This window comes from Brenneria roseae subsp. roseae (assembly GCF_003115845.1).
In the GTDB taxonomy this organism is placed as follows: Bacteria; Pseudomonadota; Gammaproteobacteria; order Enterobacterales; family Enterobacteriaceae; genus Brenneria; species Brenneria roseae.
Genome location: NZ_KZ819022.1, coordinates 79,384 through 99,608, shown reverse-complemented (window position 1 = coordinate 99,608; position 20,225 = coordinate 79,384). Strand labels below are relative to the sequence as shown.

Genomic DNA, 20,225 nt, shown 5'->3' with positions numbered 1-20,225 from the left:
GCCGCACAAAACAGCCAACCGTCGGGTATAAAAATAATTGCACATATGTGCAAAACAATCACCGAACCGTCATAAAGCCCCGATATAGTCCTTCCTGTCTGAGACCAGAAAAGAGATAAGCCAAGTGACATCCGAAACGGTTAACCACACAGAACCTTCATGGTGGTACAAGTTACGACACCGGTTTGCCATCGCTCGTCACGAGCCGGCGAACTTAATTGGCATCGTGCTGATATTGCTATTTGCCTGGATTATTCTGGCCCCGGTATTGTCCATTCTGCTCGACGCCATCGTGGTACAAAACGGCGATAGCGAACGCGTACACGCCGTCGAAGGCGCCTTTACCGACTATTATCTGCTGCGCACGCTGGCGTCGCGCATGTCTGACCTGCTGCTGTGGACGCCGTTGATCAACACCCTTGCCGTCGCGGTAAGTACCGTGTTCGGCGCGCTGGTCATCGGCGTAACGCTGGCCTGGCTGGTCAATCGTACCGATATGGCCGGGCGGAAATGGTTCGCAACCGCGCTGATTGTGCCGTTCATGCTGCCATCCTGGACCTTTGCTCTGGCCTGGACCACCCTCTTTAAAAACCACACCGTGGGCGGTCAACCCGGCTGGCTGGAAACGCTCGGCTTCCATACGCCTGACTGGCTGGCTTACGGCTATTTTCCGATCGTGGTGATTATGGTGCTCCACTACGCGCCGCTGGTTATCCTGATCGTGGGTAACGCGTTGAAACGAATGGACACCCAGTTGGAAGATTGCGCGCGGGTACTCGGCGCGTCGCGTAAGATTATCGCATTTAAAATCGTTGTCCCCCTGGTCCGTCCGGCGCTGCTGTCGGCCGCTCTGCTGATTTTTGCCGACTGTATCGGCGAGTTCGCCATTCCTTATATTCTCGGCTTACCCGTACGCTTTGATACGCTTTCCACCGGTCTGTACCGGGCGCTGGGATCGCGCCAGACCGGCGTTGCGGCGGTGATCGCCGCCGTCATTATGCTGATGGGCATGATCACGCTGCTGCTGGATATGCGGATGCTGCGCGAAGCCAGACGCTTCGTGACCGTGAGCGGTAAAGGCGGGATGGATCGCCGTCGTCAGCTTGGCCGCTGGCGTTTCGCCACGTCCGGCATCGCGCTTGTTTTTGTGCTGCTGGGCGTGGTCATTCCGCTCCTCACCCTGTTTTTTTCCACCATCATGAAGCTGCCCGGACGCTTTACCGCCGATAACTTCACCTTTGACTTCTGGATTGGTCATAACCTGGATACGGTGGCGCTGCATAACGGTATTCTGCTTACGCCTGATTTCTGGCGCGCGGTATGGAATACCGTCATTATTGTCGGTTCCGCCTCACTCGCCTCGGGCATATTGGGTCTGCTGGTGGGCTATGCGGTGATACGTTGTTCCTTCCGCTGGGTCGGGGGATTGCTACGCCAGATTACCTTCCTGCCCTATCTGGTTCCCGGCATTGCATTTGCCGCCGCGTTCCTGTCGCTGTTCGCCGTTGCTCGCGGTCCGGTGCCCGCCCTGTACGGTACGCCCCTGATACTGGTGATTGCGCTGATCGCGGAAAAAATGCCGTATGCCAGCCGCTCAGGTATCGCCGCGATGACCCAACTGGGCAAAGAGCCGGAAGAAGCCGCCCGTGTCGCCGGCGCCGGGTGGTTTACCCGTATCGGACGGATTGTGATCCCCATCCAGGCAGCGCCGCTGATTACCGGCATTCTGCTGCCGTTTATTTCTGGTATTAAGGGCGTCAGCCTGTTCATTATTCTGGCGATCCCCGCCACTGACGTTCTCACTACCTATTCCCTGCGTTTGATTGATTACAACTACCAGCAGGCGGCCAATGCCGTGGTGTTGATGATCGCGCTGATTTCATGGGCTGGAACGGTACTGATCCAGAAGATTTCCGGTACCGGTCTGGCTGAAGGACTGGAGAATTGATATGCCTGCAATTACCCTGACCAACCTGATGAAAACCTATCCCGGCAGCCAGAAACCTGCCGTGGACGCCATCAACCTGACCGTCAAAGACGGCGAGTTCATGTGTCTGCTTGGTCCATCCGGCTGCGGTAAAACCACCATCCTGCGCATGATTGCCGGCATTGAACACGCCAGCGGCGGCGAAATTACGATTGGCGATACGGTGATGGACTCCGTTGCGCGGGCAAGGTTTGTTCCGCCGGAGCAGCGCCGCGTCGGCCTGGTATTTCAGAGCTATGCCCTGTGGCCGCATATGACGGTTGAGCAGAACGTTGATTTTGGCCTGCGGTTGCAAAAAGTCCCCGCCACGGAGCGCGTGACGCGTTGTCAGGATGTGATGGAAAAGCTGCGCATCGCCGAATATGCCGGCCGCTATCCGGCCCAGCTTTCGGGCGGCCAGCAGCAGCGCGTCGCCCTGGCCCGCATGCTGGCGGTCAACCCCGGCGTATTGCTGCTCGACGAACCGCTATCCAATCTTGATGCCACCCTGCGTCTGGAAATGCGTGCGGAATTGCGCCGGCTGCACGAAACCTTTGGCACCACCATTGTCTTTGTCAGCCACGATCAATGGGAAGCGATGACCCTCGCCACCACCATCGCGGTAATGAGCGCCGGACATTTACAACAGGTCGGCACGCCCGATGATATTTATGCCAGACCCGCCAACCGATTTGTCGCCGAGTTTATCGGCACCCCGAAACTGAACATGATCCCGCTCAATCAGCCGTCCAGCGCGCTGGCAACGCATATTCAGCAGCGCGTTTCCCCGCAGAACGAGATGCATGTCTGCGGCATTCGTCCCGAAGAAGTCCTGTTATCCGAACGGCCGCAGACTGATAGCGTGCCGATGATTATCGACAACATTATGCCAACCGGCGGTAGCTGGGTGATTGAGCTGGTCAGAGACGGCGATCGCCTATTCCACTCCACACAATTACGTCCACGCTGGCAGGCCAATCAGCAGGTGCACTGTCAGTTGCCCGCGGCCTCGTTGCACTTTTTCAATCAGCAGGGGCAACGCCAGGATCACGCTGTGCGCTAACGGCGGCAACGGTAAAAAGCATTCGCTCAAGACCAACCCAAACTTGCAACCCAAGGAAATGTTATGAATCGCAAATTGATAACGAGCCTGGTCATCCTCGCGGCGTGCGCGACCGGTGCGCACGCCGAGGAGTCCTTCGATCTGCAATCGCTGATTGCCGAAGCGAAAAAAGAAGCGCCGATCACCGTCTACGCCTCAACCGGCAAGATCGTTCAGCAGGCTAAAGATTTCAGCCAGCAATACGGCGTTAACGCCGTGGGTATTAAGGCCGATGCACCGCAGATTATCGAGATCATCAGCCGTGAAGCGCAGGCGCGTAATGTCAAAGCCGATGTCGCGATCATAGAAGACGCCCCCGCCGGCATGGCGCAGTTGCTGAGCAAAGGCTATGTGCAAAGCTGGGTGCCGGATGACATGAAAGCCCATATTCCGGCGCACTATCAGGATCCGATGACGGTGGTGCTGGCGCCGAATGTCTTTGCCTATAATACCGAGCATTACAGCAGTTGCCCGATCGCTAACATCTGGCAACTGACCGAACCGAAGTGGCGCGGCAAAGTCGCGATGCAGGATCCGACCAGCAAGCCGGCCTACACGGACTGGTTCAGCCAGATGGCCGCCAACTACGATCAACTGGTGCGCGACGCCTATCAACAGGAGTTCGGCAAACCGCTGCAAACGGAAGAAAGCTCGGCAACGGCGGCGTTCGTGAAAGCGCTGGCGGCCAATAGTCCGCTGCTGACGCATTCCGACAACGATGCCGCCGAAGCGATTGGCGCGCCAGATGGCAAAGGCGATTTCGTCGGACTGGTTTCCACGGCGAAATTCCGTGACAACAAACAGGGTATGAAACTGGGCCTTTGCCACGGCATGAAGCCGTTTATCGGCTGGAATTACCCGAGTCTGGGGGTTATCGCCACCGGAAGCCATAGCCCGAACGCCGCCAGGCTGTTTATGCATTACCTGATGACCGCCGAAGGCATCGCGCCGCAGGGGGTGGACGGCAAGATGTCCACCAACCAGACGATAAAACTGCCGGCGGATGAAGCCTCCGGGATCGAAAAATATCGCGATGAGTTAATGGTATATAAAACCTCAACGGCAAAAACCGACTGGCAAAGCCGCCAGGACTGGCAGGATCTCTGGAATCTGAACTACCAGAAATAAAATCGCAACAGGAGGGGGCTTTTGGTTCTCTCCGCTATTTTCGTATCGGGAGCGTTCCTTGACTCAAATTAATCTGGAGCGGCGTGAAGCCGCGTTAAAACGTATTATTCTCGACGCCGGCGCTACCGCACTCCGGCGCTTTCGTTCCCGTCAGCCGGGGGAGTTCTCGCTTAAAGGCCCCCAGGACTTTCTGACCGAAGCCGATACTCTGGTAGAACAGCAGATTCGCCAGGCCATTGCCGATGCGTTTCCTGACGATGCCCTGCTGGGCGAGGAAACCGGCAGTAAAGCCTGTGACACCGCCTGCCTGTGGGTGGTCGATCCCATCGACGGCACCGCCAATTTTGCGCGCGGCATCGAGCACTTTTGCGTCGCTATGGCGTTCGTCCATCAGGGCATCACCGAGCTGGGCGCCATTTACAACCCAATGAGTCAGGAACTGTATATGGCGCGTCGCGGCCGCTATGCGCAGAAAAACGGTCAGGCGTTGCATACCGCCCAAACTGATCATGTACATAACGCCACTATCGAACTTGGCTGGTCCACCCGAATCCCCCAGCGGCGTTATCTGGACGTGATGACCGCGATACTCAGCCAGGGAGCGAATGTGCGCCGCGGATCGTCAGGCGCGCTGGCGCTGGCCTGGGTGGCGGAAGGCCGGACCGACGGTTACGCCGAATTGCATATGAATGCCTGGGACTGTCTGGCCGGTTTACTGCTGGTGCGTGAAGCCGGCGGCAGTACCGGATATATGCCTACGACTATCACAGAAATCTTTAACGGCTGCCCGGTGTTAGCCGCGGCGCCGGATGTGGCACCGGCATTGGCGCGTGCCACCGGGATCCCTGTCGCCACAGCAGAGATGCCCCTTGCCGATGATTCGGCAGACGCCAAATCAGCCGCGCCACACTACGCCCGCCCCGCTATCAGCCTGATAGAATCCGACTTTCCCGGCTGGGGCATGGATATTTATATCGGCGGCGCCGACGGAGCGACCGATCTGGCGCTGCTGGAACAGCATGACATCAGGACCGTCATCAACTGCGCAGTAAACCTCGATATCGACTGGGTCTCCTCGCCGGAACCAAATATGCGCGCCCATCAGATCGGCCATGGCTCTGGCCCTATCCGCTACTATAAACTCGGGCTGGTCGACGGCTCGGGGAACGCGCCGACCATGTTGCATGCCGGCTATCACCTGATGCGTTCCGCCCTGTTACAACAAATTCCCGACAAGCCGTCTTACCGCAACCGGGAACCGGGCAATATTCTGGTCAACTGCCGTGGGGGACGCAGCCGTTCTGTGACGTTAGTCGCTTTATTTATCCATTTGGAATGCCCGGAACGCTACCCCACGTTAGCATCGGCGATCGCGCATATCCGGGATAAACGTCAGTTGCACCCGGATGAGTGGTACGAAACCCCGAAGCCGGAGCTGATTTCACTGGCGCAGCGAGCCATTGAGATGGAACAGACATTAATAGCTGCGGGTTTGGGCGTTGCCCAACAAAAAATATAAGCAACCAACAGATAAGAGGTAAACAGATGGCTGCTCTGTCGGATAAAGGCATGTCCAGCGCCGCGGAAGTGGCCCGCCTGGCCGGTGTTTCCCGTTCGGCGGTTTCCCGCACCTTTACCCCCGGCAGCAGCGTGTCGGCCGAAACGCGCCGTAAGGTTCTGGCCGCCGCCGAAGCGCTTAACTACCACGTGAATCATCTGGCGCGCGGCCTGTCCAAAGCGGCCTGCCGCCCGGTATGTATTCTCGGGGGCAACCTCAGCGCCCCTTATCAGGCGAGCCTGCTTGACCAGATCACCCGGCGTCTGCATCAGGCGCAGCGCGCAGTCATGGTGATCAACACGGATGGCGGAGAAGAAAATTCGAACGCGGCATTGCGTCAGACCCTTAATTACCGCGCCGCCGCCACCATTGTTCTGTCAGGCACGCCTCAGGCGTCACTGATTGAAACCTGCCTGCAAAGCGGTCAGCAGGTCATACTGATTAACCGTATGGGGCAGTTTGATGGCGCCGACAACATCGAAATCGACTATACATCGACGATGGCGGATGCTTACCACATGCTTTCACAGGCGGGCTGTCAGCGCATCGCGCTGGTTTCCTCCTCCGCCCGATCGCCCAGTATGGTCATTCGGGAAACGAAGTTTCTTGAAGCCGCCGGTTATGCCCGGGAACCGTGCCGGTTAGAGCGTCCGGGACCGGCCAGTTATGCAACCGGCGCGGCCGCAGCGCGAAAACTGCTCGCGGATCAAGAGCGACCGGATGGCGTATTTTGCGTCACGGATTTGATTGCCTGCGGTTTTATCGACGTTGCGCGTCATGAGTTTGGTTTGCGTATTCCCGAGGATATCTGCGTTATCGGTTTTGATGACATTGAACAGGCTGGCTGGGTCGGCTATCAGTTGACAACCTTTTCCCAACCCCTGACGGATATGGCGAACGCCATCATCGAGTTATTACTTCCTTCATCAACGCCGCGTGTGCCGGGCAAGCGGCTGTTTCAGGCCGCGCCGGTATGGCGTAAAACGGTGCGCCTGCGCTGATTGCCGATAATCAGGTCGGACCCATCGCCCCGGTGCAGCGTCTGGCTAGCGCCACCAGCCTGATTTAGCTGGCGGCCTCTCCCCCGGAACGTTGATGTCCTCGTTTATGGTTTCCCGATAACTTCTCCGCTATGGCTGCACGTTGAACGCGCCATGCTGTTCAAACCAGGCAAACTGTTCAGCGCCGTAGGCCGACATCTTGCTTCCACTATGGCCAACGTCCGGCAGCGTCGTGAACTGCCAGTTGAAATCAACTTTATAGCGCTTAGCCTTCTGCTGGCCCGTGAGATAGTAGGTTTGCGCCCGTTCAAGCCGGCTATCGCCTTGCGCCATTGCCTGATAAGAGCGACGCAGCAATGGATGATACGGATCGTTATCCTTTGCGCCTACCGTGATCAACACGGGCTTGGCAAAATAATCCGCCAGCTGTTTTTGCGTCACCTTAACCGGCGCCTGATCCAGACCGTAGGGCCAGGGATTTTCCACATCAGGCATAGTCCACCAGCCTGCGGCGGCGCAAATTGCGGCTTTTACTTTCGCCTCAGGAACAAACGTCATCATCCGATGGACAAACTGACAGCCCGCGCTGTTACCAAACAGATAATAGCTTTTCTGCTGGGTAATCCCCTGCTTTTGCATATCGCCAAACAGCCGATCGATGACGCTGAATGCCCACGCCTCCCGGGGATTGAGGGTATTCGTCTGTTTATTTTCCATATTCCCCATATTGTAACCATCAACCCCGGGATAATCGGCTGTTGAGAAAAGTGGCGCGATAACGATTAATTTATTTTTTCTGGCATTCTCGATCCATGAATCGCGATATTCAGCCGCATTACGATTTAAACCGGTGAGGACAAATACAACCGGCGTATCTTTAGTGGCGCCCGCGGGCTTGTAACTAAATACCTCCATTTTGTTGCCGTTCTGCGGTAATTCAACGTTGAAACTGCCGCTTTCCGCCGGTAATTCCGCGCCGTAAGCGAAATTCATCGTCAGGGTCAGAAAAATAATCCAGCCAGCTTTGTTTTTCATTTTTTATTCCTTCACTCATGGATTAGAAATCGTAACGCAATCCGGCTATCCACAGATTTTCAGCGGAGTCGTAACTTTCCCGTTCATCATAAATCCAGGTGACGGAGAAGTGGATATTCCTTTTCAGCCGGTATTCAGCTTCTGTCACCCACTGCCTGCGATGCACATAGTTATTCTTTGTTTCAATCAGTTGAGAATAACCACCGCGTAACGCGATTTTATCGGTAAACCAATACTCGGCTAAAGAATCGAACACGTCATAATCTATATCCGGCCGCCCCTGACGCTCATAGGTTTGCCTGCCGATATTCACCGCAAGCCAGGCTTTGTCATAATTCAACCGGATACCCGCGCCTTTTTGGCTATAGTCGGTATAATTACCGCTGAGCGTCGTGTTTTTAGGATCTTTGGTCAGTGACTGCCAGGCAATCACCGGCTTTATCTTTAACGGCTTTCCGGCGATTTGAATATCAAAGGAATAACCCAGACTGGCCATATACCCGTCATCAATCGTGCTGTCTGCGGCGCCATTTCCCATTACATACGCAAGGCGGACATCCACCCCGTTATTCTCATACTCATACTGGATCGTGCCGTCCTGCCGGTTCCATTGCCAGGATGAATCAATGCGGCTACCCACCCAGTTTGAATAGACATTGGCGGTATAATTCATATACCGATCGGTCAGCCCCATCCATTGATACATCGGATTGCGGGTACGACCGACCATGATCCTGCCATAATCCTTGCTGCCGACGCCGGCATAAGCGTAGCGAACATCCCAGTTATCCTCCGTATTTTTGGTGTCATTCTTTTGCGTGGTAACCTGCCATTCCAGTTTGCCGAACAGGTTAAAGGACTCATCCAGCTTTTGCTGTGCCTCAAAACCCAGCCGCCCGGTCAGGTTGGCGGCGTTAGAATTATCGTTCGTCCACCCATTGCCCATTTGCGCTTCGACACGGCCATAGATATCCAGTCGCGTATCTTTATTGTTATATACGGTTACTGCATGAACAGAGGTGGTAATAAAAAAGAGTACAGAGGAATAAAAAGCAATATATTTTTTCATTATATTATCCTGTCATTGATAAATAACATACCTCATACAACATCGATAATTGTGTTATTTTTAAAGAAAGTTCTTATTTTCATCACGGTTAAGCATCCCGTTTGAAAACGCAGGATTTATTACCCGGAAATCCGGGCATGTATTAATAAACAGGCTTATTCTATTCTTTATTTTTTTATAATCGGTTCACCTCTCAATTAAGAAAGCCATTAATAATTAACATCGTCACCATACCGCCAAGTCCGGGAATAAGCGTTCTGCGGACAATCATAAATGGCGAACACTCCCCGGCTTTACTGACGGCAATGATCACCCCTGAAACCGGCGAGATGGCTCTGCCCATTCCGGCCATCAACTGCATAGGCAGAATCATATTCACCGCGCTTTCACCGAATTTGGCGGCAATGCCTGGCGCAAGACCAGAAAACGAGAAAAACGCCGCAACGCCAGATCCCGTCAGAGCGGCCGTGACGCAGACCAAAATCGCCATGACAACGGTCATACTGCCGAAACCGAATCCTGCGGTCTGCACCGTCTGTATGATGAAATCCACGGCGCCTATAATTTGTAATCCCTGAGCAAAAACATCGGCGCAGACCAGCAGCGACACAATGCTGGCAAACATCGAGCCCATGCCTTTGAAAAAGACCTGAATGCCTTTGCACGCCGCTTTAAAGTCCCGTTTCAATAACAGTTCGCAAAAAAACGCCAGCAGGGTACCGATAATCATCGCGGTGACAACATCAACCTTTATAGTGCTGACCACCAGCGGGCTGAAGACAATAACCAGAACAACCGGGAATACAGGCAGAAAAGCATAAAACGCCGGAACCCTGACCTCATCTTCATTTTTTGGCTGCTCGTCAGATTGCTGAACCACCACGTGTCCATCTTTGGCATCAAAATAGCGTGCGGTGAAGAATATCAGTATTGAGACCGTCAGCATGACGCCGATAGCCACCGGCATCTGATAATGGGCAAAATACACCGCGGTTTCCATACCGGCGTGTTTCGCCGCCAGGTTAGCCGTTCCCACCGCCGGGCCGAGATCCATAAACGCGGACATGCCGATCATTGATGCGGCCGCCGCCTTACTGACCCCTAACCTCACCAGCACCGGGAAAAAAGTGACCAGCAGCAGCATGGCGAGCCCTGCCGCACTGGATATCGCGACATGAAGTAACTGAGATAATATGTATCCTATCGAAAGAATGACATAGGGAGCCTTTATCATCCGCAAGGGTTTGATACACATATCAACCATTGAATTAGAGGCTTTGATATGATCCATATAATCGGCAAATCCGCCCGCCGCCATAATGATCAAACCAATGCCCGCCACCTGCGTTGTCAAAGACTCTTTGACAAACGCGAAAATATCCCCGCCAACCCAACCAATTGATTTCGCCTTGCCGTACAATATAGATTGTTCAGGAAAAAAGATTACCGTAATTAACAATAAACTTAATCCGGCCAGAAGCAGTACAGCCTGTGGTTGATAATTTTTTATAATAAAATAAGCGGCAAATATCGTAATCAATATTCCTATTATAAATCCAGCCATCTCATCCCCCTATTGTATTGAGTTATTGGATATAAAATCCCTGATCAGAGAGCTATAATATTCTGGCGCCTGGAAATAAGGCGCATGCGCCAGACCCGCCATTTCAATATGTTGCGTAAAAGGAACTAAAGAAAGCAGCTCCGCTTTTAACTTCGGCTGCACAACATGGTCTTTTTCCCCGGTTAATATGAGTGTCGGAACGGCTATTTTCGGCAGCAGCGGGCGATTATCGGCAAGCTGCAACATGCGCGAGGCTCGTCTGAGACCTTCCGGATTAGTTTCAGAGGCAATATTTGCCGCATATGACAAAATCGACTCGGGGATGTCGGGGAAAGGTAATAAATCATGCGCCCGGTTCCAGCCGTAAGCCTCGGGACCAATCTTAGCGAGTTCCTGAAGGCGTTTTTCCAGTTTTTCCGAGGCCGGTGCGGTTTCGGGGTCGCCATAGCCCGGATGGGTACAGGATAACACCAGGCGCTTTATCTTATCAGGATGTCTGGCGACATATCGGCTGGCAACCGTCCCGCCCATCGAGTGCCCCACGATGGAGATTTTTTTCTCGCCGCAATGCTGAATAAGTTCATGTAACGCTTGTTCGTAAGCCCCGATATCCGCCTCAACCAGAGTGGAGTCGCCGTAGCCCGGCGCATCCCATGCGATCACGTTATAAGCAGGAGACAACTCGGCAAACTGGAATGGCCATGCTTTGGAACTTCCCAAAAGACCGTGTAAAAAAATAATGACTTCGCCATCCCCGGAAGAGCGGAATGATAATTTCCCCTGAGACGTGGTAATAATCTGTTTTTCAGGGCAAGCCGGTACTATTTTTTTATTTCCATCACTCATAATTCAAACCTCTTTTGATAGAAAACAGCAAAGATTTATCTGCTATGTTTATTGCAGTGATAATATAGAGCTATCTATAGACAGATACTCATATATAGGAATTAAACCAGAAGTTTACTTTTAAAATATTTAATCACTATTTATTAAAGACATTAAACTCCTCAAATAATGATTCCATGACGTCAAAGTTATTACCGAGTTCATTTCCTGTTACTTCTCCCATATAATTAACCAACGCTTCCACAAGAACAAACCCGGAACTTCGGCTATTAAAAAGGCCGCCATGTTGACTGTCCATAAGGAGCAATGCGGTGGCAAAATGGCTGAACGGATTCACATCACGGTTAGTGATCACCACCGTATCTCCCCGGTTCTGATGAAACCACCTGACCAAGCGCGTAGTCACACTGGAAAACCGATAGTATGATATTGCCAACAAGACATCACCCTTGCGCGAATCAACCAGCTTATGCGGCAGGTTAGCAATATTCGCATCCAGTAAAACGATATCTCTTTTGATATACCTCCCCAGCAGATAAAAATATTCCGCTAGCGAATGTGCGGTGGCGCTCCCGATAACATACAATCTTTTTTGCGGATCGCAGATCAGATCAACAGCCTTTTCCAGATCCTTTTTATTGATTTTCTCCAGTGTATTGTTAATGTTTTCAGATATTTTACCGAAATAGCCTTCGATATACTCCGCCCCGCTGTTGATGTTGTTTTCTCTATTAAATCTTTCTATTGGAGAAATATTTCTGCGAAGCTCAGGTTTAATCGTGGACTGTTTAAAATCCTGAAAGCCATTAAACCCGATTTTTATCATAAAACGCCCCAGTGTTGATTTCGCGATGTTTATTTCCTTACAAATATCAATAACTTTACTGTAGGGTATCGACAGAAAATGCTTATCAAAATAAGCAACAATGCGTTTATCCGTTTCCGTCAGATTATCCAATTGAGCAATGCGTTGAGAGAATTCTGTTTTGTTCATGTTGTTCTTCCCCCTTGCGTAAATCTCTTTGGTATTAATAACCCAACTGAAGAGATAAAAAAGGGGAATTAATAATTCCCTCTTCAGAAATGTGCGTTATATCTCATCCACTGGAATTCACGCGATCAATCACCTGGCTTATCGCTTCCTATCGGGCATTGACTATTATTATCTGTCAGGGTACGGAAACAGGCGCGCCGCCACCATTCATTTTGCAATGTTATGGTAACGGCGCGCCTGTTTTATCTGTTCAGCGCCTGTATTTCATGGCTCAATTGGCACGATATCGCCTTGTTGTTTAATCATCTCCTTGTTCTCCGGCGCACGGCGATTTCCGCACCCGCGCCATACCGGAGCCCCGATACCTATTCGGCGATAGGTCGGTAGCAGACCTATCGCCATTGTTGCACCGCTCACCAAGCCTCAAGCAACGTACTGCCTGATTTGCTTCCGATCGACGATTTCATCTGTTGAATCATCGCTGAATCGGTTTAAACTTCTTACATCAAATGCCTGGTATTCATTTATAATGTTTTAAAAACGTTCTTATTTTAACTAACAATGGTTTTCCCTGGTGTTTTGAATATGTCTTTAAGATTAACTAATGCAATAAATATCCCTCCAACAATAAGTGCTGCGCCAATTAACTTATAATGATTAAGGCTATCGTCAAGGAAATAGGCTCCCATGAAAATAGCAAATACAGGGCTCAATAAAGAATACGGTATCACTTTATTCACTGGATATTTTTTTAACAACCAGTACCACAGAGAATAGGCGATGACCGATGAACCAAGTGCGCTGTAAAGTACCGCAAACCATCCCCGCCAGGATGAGTGAATCAGGGAAGTGAATTGGTCGTGCTCAAATATCAACGACGCCGTACCGACCATCGGGATCGCAAAGAATGACAACCATCCAGCCATCGTCAACGGATGTATGGCAGGAGAACTTTTCACGATAATATTTGTGATGGCCCATCCCAACGCGCTGGTCAACAGCAAGACCAATGCCAGCCCGGATGCCAGCGATGGGCTGCCAGCCAGGAAAAAGACCCCGGAAAGCGAAAGCAAGATCCCAAGAACCTGAATCAAACGGAGTTTTTCTTTGAGGAACAGCGCTGCCATGATCATGGCAAAAGGCGTCCCCAGTTGAACGACGATCGCCGCGGTTCCTGCATCGGTATAGAGTAGCGCCACAAATAACAGAGAGAAATGCATGAAACCGAAGGTAAAGGCCAGCAGCGATACGGTGCGCAATTGCGCCCGGTTAATTCGGGTAAAAGGCACGACGACGACGGCAACCACAACAAATCGCAACAACGTCATGAACAGCGGCGGCAATTCCGTCACGCCTAATTTAATCGCCACGACATTAAATGCCCACATGGCGACAACACCGATAACGATCAGAACATGACGGAATGCCACGATAATTCCTTAGGTTTAACCTATGACTGATTTCAGCGTATCTTCAAACGTGTTGAGCAACTTATCGGCATGCTCCTGCCTGAATGTTAACAGGGGACGAATTTTCAAGCTATTTCCCCCCTTACCGGTCGTACTGATCAACACCCGACGTTCACGCAGTTCGCTAACCACTTGCCGGGTTACTTCGGCGTCCGGCTCCTTACTCCTGGTGTCTTTAACAAACTCAATCGCATGGTAAAGTCCTGCGCCGCGCACGTCACCTATCTGAGGGTAATTTTCAGCGATAGCGCGGAAACCATTCAAAAGATAGTTGCCTATAATCCTGGAATTTTCTTGCAGATGTTTGGTCTGGATTTCATTTAATACCGCCTGCGCGGCAGCGATGCAGACGGGATTGCCGGCGAACGTGTTGAAATAGCGAACCTTACGCCCAAAATCGTCCAGCAGTTCGGGTTTGGCGACAACCCCCGCAATAGGCAGGCCATTACCCATGGGTTTCCCCATCACCACCAGGTCTGGAACAATGCCATGACGCTGGTAGCCCCACATATGACTGCCGGTACGGGCAAAACCCGGCTGCACCTCATCAGCGATGTAAACGCCGCCATATTGATGCACCACCCCGAGCGCCTGCTGCAAAAACCCTGCGGGTTCCGTCAGCAGACCGTCGGTGGAGAATATGCTGTCCGCGATAAATCCGGCGAACTTGATACCATGCCGATGCATGTCTTTAATGGCGGCCTCAATATCGTCCGCCAGACGCTGGGCGATATCTACGCCGTCGCCTGCACGCCAGGCATCGGGAGCGCGGACAGTTCTGACATGCTGATCGACCGGCACATATTCGCCCATCGTGGTGGAAATCGCCGCCACAGTAGTGGTAATGCCGTGATAAGCATAGTCAGTGACGATTATCCCGGTACCGCCGGTGTAAAATTTGGCAATACGCAATGCAAGATCGACAGCTTCACTGCCCGTACAGGTATACATTACATGGCCGAGTTCGGAGTCAAACGTATTCAGCAACTGTTCTGAATAGTCGAGTATGCTCTCGCCCATATAGCGAGTGTGCGTATTTAATAGGGCCAGTTGTTTGGAAACGGCGTCAACCACCGCGGGATTACAATGCCCTACGGAAGGAACATTATTATAACAGTCCAGATAGGCATTTCCCTCGGCATCATAAAGAAAGACACCTTCGCCCCGGACAAATTCCACCGGATGTTCGTACATTAACTTATACGAGGGACCGAGTAATTTCTGCCGGCGAGTAACCATATTCTTCTCACGTTGATTCAATTCGTTCAGTCGTGAAATATCAAAACCGTTTTGCATACCGGCTGTCGCAGAAAAAGACTGAGGCATAACTACTCCTTACAGACAGACTGAAATAATGAGCGCATGTCATTCACGGGCGCCGCCAGCAACTGTTCCAACTGCAACCAGCTCATGGCGGTATTTCTTAAAATATATTTCCGGTTTTCAGGGAACTGCTGCGCGCGCCACTCGGTAATAACAATGCGGACAAACATACGGATCAGAATCAAATCAAACATCAGGCTGGATTCTGACGGCGTTAGAGGAATAACCGAGGTATAGCCATCAATAAATGCCAGGGCCCCCTCAAGCAACGTTTCATCTAGCCCAAGCTGGTAACTTGCCCCTACCGCAATATCGTTGACGATCGCGGTATACACCGAATCGCCGAAATCGAGAATTGCCGTAACATTATCGGTATAGCGGGGATCCACTAATACGTTATCCCCATTCAAATCATTATGTACGATGCTTTTTCGCAAAGACGGCAGTCGCGGTTTAACCCGCTGTTCGAAATTACCGAGGCAAAAATTGAGCATAGCCTGCCGTTCCGGCGCGATCACGGCAGACATATAGCTACGTAGTTGCGAAGCATGCTGGATATCCCACAGCAAAACATGGTCCTGCCCGGGGTGTTTAAACCCGGATAATATCCCGGTCAGTTTGCCGCCCAGCCGACCCAGATTGCGTTTTTGTTTCGCAGTCTGGGGCGCGTTTGCCATCAGCATTCCTTCCAGATAGCTGACGACGCGAACCGTGCGCTGTTGCCCGAGACAGTCCAGACTAAGTTCATAGTCTCCACTTATTGTCGGAATAACCTTTTGAATCGGAAATTCTGGCGCATGCTCGTTGATATAACGCATCATTTCAGTCTGGAAATTACTAACCAGCGGATCTTCACTTGGATGAGTGAATTTGATTATGTACTTATCAGCATACTCAGTACCCACCAGAAAGGTCTGATCGCGCTCACTGTGCAGTTTTTTCACTTCCTTGTTAATTGCGTAATGCCGTTTCAGGACTAATTCGGCAAAGCAGAGATCGATATCACTCTGCTTTGCGGTTAATGCTTCTGAAGCATTCTTTTCAGATATCATATTCTCTGACATGAGTAAGCACCGTTGATTATCGATGAGTGATATATTGGCATATCAGATGTCTCAAATAAAGCCATTAATGGCTTAAATTGCGAGTTAAAAGCCCATCATAAGAAAAAATAATAATAAGCCTTGCCGGTTTTACCGGCTTGATCATCAGGCTGTTGCCTTTTCAGTTGCAAACAAAAAGAGGATGACCTTTTTCCATCTGTTTCCAACCTCATTCGTGATATATTGGTATGCATTAATTTTTGCACTATAGCCCGGCTTTCATGAGGTGTATCAATGAGTTTCCTTTTTTCCACAGATATGCTCGACCATCGTTTACCAAAGACCATGCAGGTCTTCACCCTGATGCGCGATGCCATCATAGCGATGCGTCTTCCTCCTGGTGAAATCATTCAGGAAAAGGAAATTGCCGCACAGCTTGGTCTCTCCCGGACACCCGTGCGCGAGGCCCTACTCTCCCTGGCGGCCCAAAACCTCATTATTGTCAGGCCCAATCAGGGAACCTTCGTTAGTCCCATCGACATAAAAATGGTGCTTGATGGTCAATTTTTACGTGAATCCCTTGAGCCGCGGATTGCCCGTCTGGCCGCCCGCTTCTTTAATGAAGAAATGGCGATTGAATTTGAAGAGATAATCAACCGCCAAAAATTTGCAGCCTCTGGCGAAAATACCAACTACTTCTTCGCGCTTGATGATGCGTTTCACAAGCTCATTGCCAAATGCGCTAATAAATCGGAAATCTGGCTGACGCTTCACGGCGGCACCGGGCACCTGGACCGTGTCCGCCGTCTGGCCTTCTCTGTAGAACAGCATTACGAATCGGTTATCAAAGAACACAGCGTCCTTTATCAGGCCATACGCGATCGTGATGAAGATAGCGCACATAAACTAATGACAATCAATCTCGAAATTTACGATAGCCTGATGATACTGTTGGAAAAACACCGTCATTACTTTGAAAAAAACGATGCGCTTCTGGCACAGCTGGAAACAAAATCAGGGCTGCAACAGCTGCTGGGGTAAACATATTGGCAGCGGCCTGTCATTTAGTGCGAAATCTGTCCAATAAACTGACGAGCCCGCTCTGATTGCGGATTGGTGAAAAAGACGTTCGGGGCACTGATTTCTATAATCTGCCCCTGATCCATAAAAATAACTCTATCCGCAGCCTTACGGGCAAAATCCATTTCATGCGTTACACACATCATGGTAATTCCGCTTTCAGCAAGTGACAGAATGACATCAAGCACTTCTTTCACCATTTCAGGATCCAAAGCAGAAGTCGGCTCGTCCAAAAGTAATACCTGGGGCGACATGCAAAGAGCCCGGGCGATAGCCACGCGTTGCTGCTGGCCGCCTGATAACTGACTGGGATACTGATCTATTTTATGATCCATCCCCACCCTGGTCAGATGTTTGACCGCTCTTTCACGAGCTTCAGTTTTTGACAATTTCAACACCGACTGCGGCGCAAGCATGCAGTTTTCCAACGCCGTCAGGTGCGGGAACAAGTTGAAACTCTGAAATACCATCCCCGTCTCGCAACGCACTTTATCATCTCCGGTACGGGTGACGCCCAGATCGGTGCCATTAACCACCAGCCGGCCTTCCTGATATTTCTCAAGACCGTTCACACAACGAATCAGGGTGGATTTTCCACTACCGGAAGGTCCGCAGACGACAATTCTTTCGCCTTTAGTGATATTGAGGTCGATATTATTCAAGGCGTGATAATCCCCATACCACTTATTCACACTAAGAAACTGAACAATGATTTTATTGTCTGAAGATTTTGAGTTCATTATCACACCTACGATATTTTCAGGCTTTAGTTAAATGTTTAGATAAACGCTGACTTATCAATAAAATTATCCGGCGTATTATTTCCACCATCACCAGATAAATAACCGCAGCCCATAAATAAACCTGGAAATCAAACGTTCTGGAGAATGCCAGCGCAGTGGTTCCCATCACTTCCATAACCGTGATGGTACTGGCAATAGCCGAAGATTTGAGCATCAGGATAAGTTCATTACCCAATGGCCGCAGCGCAATAATTGCAGACTGGGGTAAAATGACCTTCAGAAAACCGTCGGTTCTACTCATTCCGAGAGCATAAATCGCTTCCTGCTGTCCGGCAGGTACAGACTGTATGGCGCCACGCCATATTTCCGTCTGATAAGCGGCAGTATTCAGGCTAAACGTGAATATCGTGCACCAGTACGCTTCACGGAAAAACCACCATAATTCTATATGCTGAAGTTCATGCCGGAATTGTCCGGCGCCATAATAGACAAGGAACGTTTGCGCCAGAAGCGGCGTACCGCGGAAGAAATAAATATAGACATATGCCATCTTGCGTAAAAAGCCAAGAGAAGATAACCGCATAGCCAAAATTAAAACAGAAATTATTGCCCCGATAAAAACAGAGATCAGGACGATATTTAACGTTAATCCCAGCCCCGCCAACATTCGGGGTCCATATTGTTCCAGAAGCTCTAACATGGTTTAACCCCGTACATAGAATCTGTTCGTGCGGCGCTCAAGAAAACTGAGTATTACGCCCGAAACCGCCGAAAACACCAGATAAATGGCACAAGCCAGCGCATAAAAGAAGAAAGGTTCTTTTGTTGAATTTACCGCTACATAGGTTTGCCGCATCAGGTCCGATAATGCAATCACCGATACCAGTGAAGTATCCTTCAACAGCACCAACCAGACATTCCCTAATCCCGGCAAAGCAATTCGCCAAATTTGCGGCAGGGTAACGCGGAAATAGCTGCTCTTCGTTGATAATCCCAGGGCATAAGCCGCTTCATACTGTCCTTTTGGAATAGTCCGTAAGGCGGTGTAAAAAATTTCACAGGAAAAAGCGGAAAATACGACGCCCAACGCAATCAGCCCGGCAATAAAACCATTTATCTGCGGCGTTTCCCACCCCATGGTATCGCTGAAGCTTTTGATCGCCAGTTGAGAACCATAATAAATAATAAAAATAGTCAGCAACTCAGGAAGCGCTCTGAATACCGTGCCATAAATGATGCACAGTTTCTGTAACCATAATTTCTGGCTATTCATCCCATTTGCCAACAGCAAGCCGGCAACAAGACCAAACGGCAATGTTGCCAACGCCAACTCGATCGTAAGTAATGCTCCGGAAAGGATGGGCTTAGCCCATCCTTCACTTCCAAAAGACAAATAGTTTAAGTAATCAACCATAGCTTTACCTACGTTTGTGCACCAATCACATCATATTACTTGATTGAGAAATCGAAATATTTCTGGTTGATTTTGTCGAATGTTCCATCCGCGATAATTTCCTTGATTGCGGTATTGAATTGCTCCCGCAGATCGGCGTCCGATTTACGAATACCGACACCTTTTCCCTCTCCCAAATACTTCTCATCGCGTACATCTTCTCCAACAAATTTACAGCAGCTGCCATCCTTTGATTTCATCCAGTCGGAAAGAATCGCGGCGTCAGAAAACACTAAATCAATGCGTCCGTTCGCCAGATCCATATTGGCATCATCAACCGTCTTATACAGTTTTACGTCAGTGTCTTTATATTTGTCTTCGAGATAGGAAGCCTGGGTCGTCGATCCCTGAGCGCCAACGGTCACGTCTTTAAGCGCCTCCGGGGAGGTAGTCGTGACCTCACTGTCTTTGGCCGCGATGAAACGAGCCGGGGTGGCGTAATATTTATCCGTGAAATCGATCCTTTTCATACGCTCGGCGGTAATCGACATGCTTGCGACGATCGCATCATATTTACCAGACATCAGTCCGGGGATCATACCGTCCCATTCCTGAGAAACGATGCTGCATTTTGCCTGCATCTTCTCGCAAAGTGCATTCGCTATATCAACGTCAAAACCGGTAAGTTTTCCGTTTTCAATATAGCTGAAAGGCTTGTAAGTGCCTTCCGTCGCAATACGAATTTCTTTCCACTCTTTCGCGCCTGCCTGGAATGATACAAGACCCGCGGCAACCAGAACACCAACAGCCAGTTTGCTTAATGTAGTCATAATAGCCCCCACCTTGTTTTGATATACTGATATATTGTTATGCAAGAAGAAGGCCAAAATAAAAATAGCGCATTTCCGCCA

At 50.5% G+C, this 20,225-nt stretch carries 18 protein-coding genes; 6 read left to right on the top strand and 12 right to left on the bottom strand.

The window, feature by feature from the left end; translation table 11 throughout:
• Positions 1 to 124: 124 nt before the first annotated feature.
• The 5 genes from DDT52_RS00455 to DDT52_RS00435 all read left to right on the top strand — a co-directional run bounded on the left by DDT52_RS00455 (position 125) and on the right by DDT52_RS00435 (position 6,755).
• Positions 125 to 1,948: an ABC transporter permease gene (locus DDT52_RS00455; protein ID WP_136154633.1), complete on the top strand. Its 1,824-nt coding sequence runs from the start codon at positions 125 to 127 to the stop codon at positions 1,946 to 1,948.
• Between the two features lies 1 nt (position 1,949).
• A complete protein-coding gene (locus DDT52_RS00450) occupies positions 1,950 to 3,029 on the top strand; it encodes an ABC transporter ATP-binding protein (protein WP_136154632.1) in 1,080 nt (359 codons plus the stop codon).
• A gap of 63 nt (positions 3,030 to 3,092) precedes the next feature.
• Positions 3,093 to 4,196, top strand: a complete 1,104-nt coding sequence (locus DDT52_RS00445; protein WP_136154631.1) for an ABC transporter substrate-binding protein — start codon at positions 3,093 to 3,095, stop codon at positions 4,194 to 4,196.
• 58 nt (positions 4,197 to 4,254) lie between these two features.
• Positions 4,255 to 5,715, top strand: coding sequence for an inositol monophosphatase family protein (locus DDT52_RS00440; RefSeq protein ID WP_136154630.1), 1,461 nt, complete (start codon positions 4,255 to 4,257; stop codon positions 5,713 to 5,715).
• Positions 5,716 to 5,741: 26 nt separating this feature from the next.
• Complete coding sequence (locus DDT52_RS00435; RefSeq protein WP_136154629.1) at positions 5,742 to 6,755, top strand: LacI family DNA-binding transcriptional regulator; 1,014 nt, start codon at positions 5,742 to 5,744, stop codon at positions 6,753 to 6,755.
• A 129-nt stretch (positions 6,756 to 6,884) separates the two neighbouring features.
• On the opposite strand, the gene DDT52_RS21075 is transcribed toward DDT52_RS00435, so the two are convergent.
• From DDT52_RS21075 to DDT52_RS00395, 8 genes are all read right to left on the bottom strand, one after another.
• Positions 6,885 to 7,790 carry a hypothetical protein gene (locus tag DDT52_RS21075; protein ID WP_136154628.1) on the bottom strand — a complete coding sequence of 302 codons (906 nt, stop codon included), beginning with the start codon at positions 7,788 to 7,790 and terminating at the stop codon, positions 6,885 to 6,887.
• Positions 7,791 to 7,812: 22 nt separating this feature from the next.
• Complete coding sequence (locus tag DDT52_RS00425) at positions 7,813 to 8,859, bottom strand: porin (protein ID WP_136154627.1); 1,047 nt, start codon at positions 8,857 to 8,859, stop codon at positions 7,813 to 7,815.
• Between the two features lie 193 nt (positions 8,860 to 9,052).
• Entirely contained in the window at positions 9,053 to 10,423 is a 1,371-nt protein-coding gene (dcuC, locus tag DDT52_RS00420; RefSeq protein WP_136154626.1) for a C4-dicarboxylate transporter DcuC, read from the bottom strand.
• Between the two features lie 9 nt (positions 10,424 to 10,432).
• On the bottom strand, positions 10,433 to 11,269 hold the full coding sequence (locus tag DDT52_RS00415) for an alpha/beta fold hydrolase (protein ID WP_136154625.1): 837 nt from the start codon (positions 11,267 to 11,269) through the stop codon (positions 10,433 to 10,435).
• 136 nt (positions 11,270 to 11,405) lie between these two features.
• Positions 11,406 to 12,263 (bottom strand): MurR/RpiR family transcriptional regulator, encoded by an 858-nt coding sequence (locus DDT52_RS00410; protein WP_136154624.1) that lies wholly within the window; start codon positions 12,261 to 12,263, stop codon positions 11,406 to 11,408.
• A 551-nt stretch (positions 12,264 to 12,814) separates the two neighbouring features.
• On the bottom strand, positions 12,815 to 13,693 hold the full coding sequence (locus DDT52_RS00405; RefSeq protein ID WP_136154623.1) for a DMT family transporter: 879 nt from the start codon (positions 13,691 to 13,693) through the stop codon (positions 12,815 to 12,817).
• 15 nt (positions 13,694 to 13,708) lie between these two features.
• Positions 13,709 to 15,058, bottom strand: coding sequence for an aspartate aminotransferase family protein (locus DDT52_RS00400; RefSeq protein ID WP_136154622.1), 1,350 nt, complete (start codon positions 15,056 to 15,058; stop codon positions 13,709 to 13,711).
• Positions 15,059 to 15,060: 2 nt separating this feature from the next.
• Positions 15,061 to 16,119: a phosphotransferase gene (locus tag DDT52_RS00395; protein WP_136154621.1), complete on the bottom strand. Its 1,059-nt coding sequence runs from the start codon at positions 16,117 to 16,119 to the stop codon at positions 15,061 to 15,063.
• 273 nt (positions 16,120 to 16,392) lie between these two features.
• On the opposite strand from DDT52_RS00395, the gene DDT52_RS00390 reads away from it, so the two are divergent.
• Positions 16,393 to 17,139 (top strand): GntR family transcriptional regulator, encoded by a 747-nt coding sequence (locus DDT52_RS00390; protein ID WP_136154620.1) that lies wholly within the window; start codon positions 16,393 to 16,395, stop codon positions 17,137 to 17,139.
• Between the two features lie 23 nt (positions 17,140 to 17,162).
• Here DDT52_RS00390 and DDT52_RS00385 read toward each other — a convergent pair whose 3' ends face one another.
• Genes DDT52_RS00385 through DDT52_RS00370 form a run of 4 tightly spaced genes read right to left on the bottom strand, consistent with a single transcriptional unit; the run spans position 17,163 to position 20,144 of the window.
• Complete coding sequence (locus DDT52_RS00385; protein WP_281728893.1) at positions 17,163 to 17,918, bottom strand: amino acid ABC transporter ATP-binding protein; 756 nt, start codon at positions 17,916 to 17,918, stop codon at positions 17,163 to 17,165.
• A gap of 19 nt (positions 17,919 to 17,937) precedes the next feature.
• Positions 17,938 to 18,621 carry an ABC transporter permease gene (locus DDT52_RS00380; protein WP_136154619.1) on the bottom strand — a complete coding sequence of 228 codons (684 nt, stop codon included), beginning with the start codon at positions 18,619 to 18,621 and terminating at the stop codon, positions 17,938 to 17,940.
• A gap of 3 nt (positions 18,622 to 18,624) precedes the next feature.
• Positions 18,625 to 19,335 (bottom strand): ABC transporter permease, encoded by a 711-nt coding sequence (locus DDT52_RS00375; protein ID WP_136154618.1) that lies wholly within the window; start codon positions 19,333 to 19,335, stop codon positions 18,625 to 18,627.
• A gap of 35 nt (positions 19,336 to 19,370) precedes the next feature.
• Positions 19,371 to 20,144, bottom strand: coding sequence for a lysine/arginine/ornithine ABC transporter substrate-binding protein (locus tag DDT52_RS00370; protein ID WP_136154617.1), 774 nt, complete (start codon positions 20,142 to 20,144; stop codon positions 19,371 to 19,373).
• Positions 20,145 to 20,225: the final 81 nt, after the last annotated feature.

Coding starts and splice junctions, on each gene's coding strand:
- DDT52_RS00400 (WP_136154622.1), bottom strand. CDS start 15,058: ATGCCTCAGTCTTTTTCTGCGACAGCCGGTATGCAAAACGGTTTTGAT.
- DDT52_RS00390 (WP_136154620.1), top strand. CDS start 16,393: ATGAGTTTCCTTTTTTCCACAGATATGCTCGACCATCGTTTACCAAAG.
- DDT52_RS00410 (WP_136154624.1), bottom strand. CDS start 12,263: ATGAACAAAACAGAATTCTCTCAACGCATTGCTCAATTGGATAATCTG.
- DDT52_RS00380 (WP_136154619.1), bottom strand. CDS start 18,621: ATGTTAGAGCTTCTGGAACAATATGGACCCCGAATGTTGGCGGGGCTG.
- DDT52_RS00445 (WP_136154631.1), top strand. CDS start 3,093: ATGAATCGCAAATTGATAACGAGCCTGGTCATCCTCGCGGCGTGCGCG.
- DDT52_RS00415 (WP_136154625.1), bottom strand. CDS start 11,269: ATGAGTGATGGAAATAAAAAAATAGTACCGGCTTGCCCTGAAAAACAG.
- DDT52_RS00375 (WP_136154618.1), bottom strand. CDS start 19,335: ATGGTTGATTACTTAAACTATTTGTCTTTTGGAAGTGAAGGATGGGCT.
- DDT52_RS21075 (WP_136154628.1), bottom strand. CDS start 7,790: ATGAAAAACAAAGCTGGCTGGATTATTTTTCTGACCCTGACGATGAAT.
- DDT52_RS00450 (WP_136154632.1), top strand. CDS start 1,950: ATGCCTGCAATTACCCTGACCAACCTGATGAAAACCTATCCCGGCAGC.
- DDT52_RS00435 (WP_136154629.1), top strand. CDS start 5,742: ATGGCTGCTCTGTCGGATAAAGGCATGTCCAGCGCCGCGGAAGTGGCC.
- DDT52_RS00370 (WP_136154617.1), bottom strand. CDS start 20,144: ATGACTACATTAAGCAAACTGGCTGTTGGTGTTCTGGTTGCCGCGGGT.
- DDT52_RS00385 (WP_281728893.1), bottom strand. CDS start 17,918: ATGAACTCAAAATCTTCAGACAATAAAATCATTGTTCAGTTTCTTAGT.
- dcuC (WP_136154626.1), bottom strand. CDS start 10,423: ATGGCTGGATTTATAATAGGAATATTGATTACGATATTTGCCGCTTAT.
- DDT52_RS00395 (WP_136154621.1), bottom strand. CDS start 16,119: ATGTCAGAGAATATGATATCTGAAAAGAATGCTTCAGAAGCATTAACC.
- DDT52_RS00425 (WP_136154627.1), bottom strand. CDS start 8,859: ATGAAAAAATATATTGCTTTTTATTCCTCTGTACTCTTTTTTATTACC.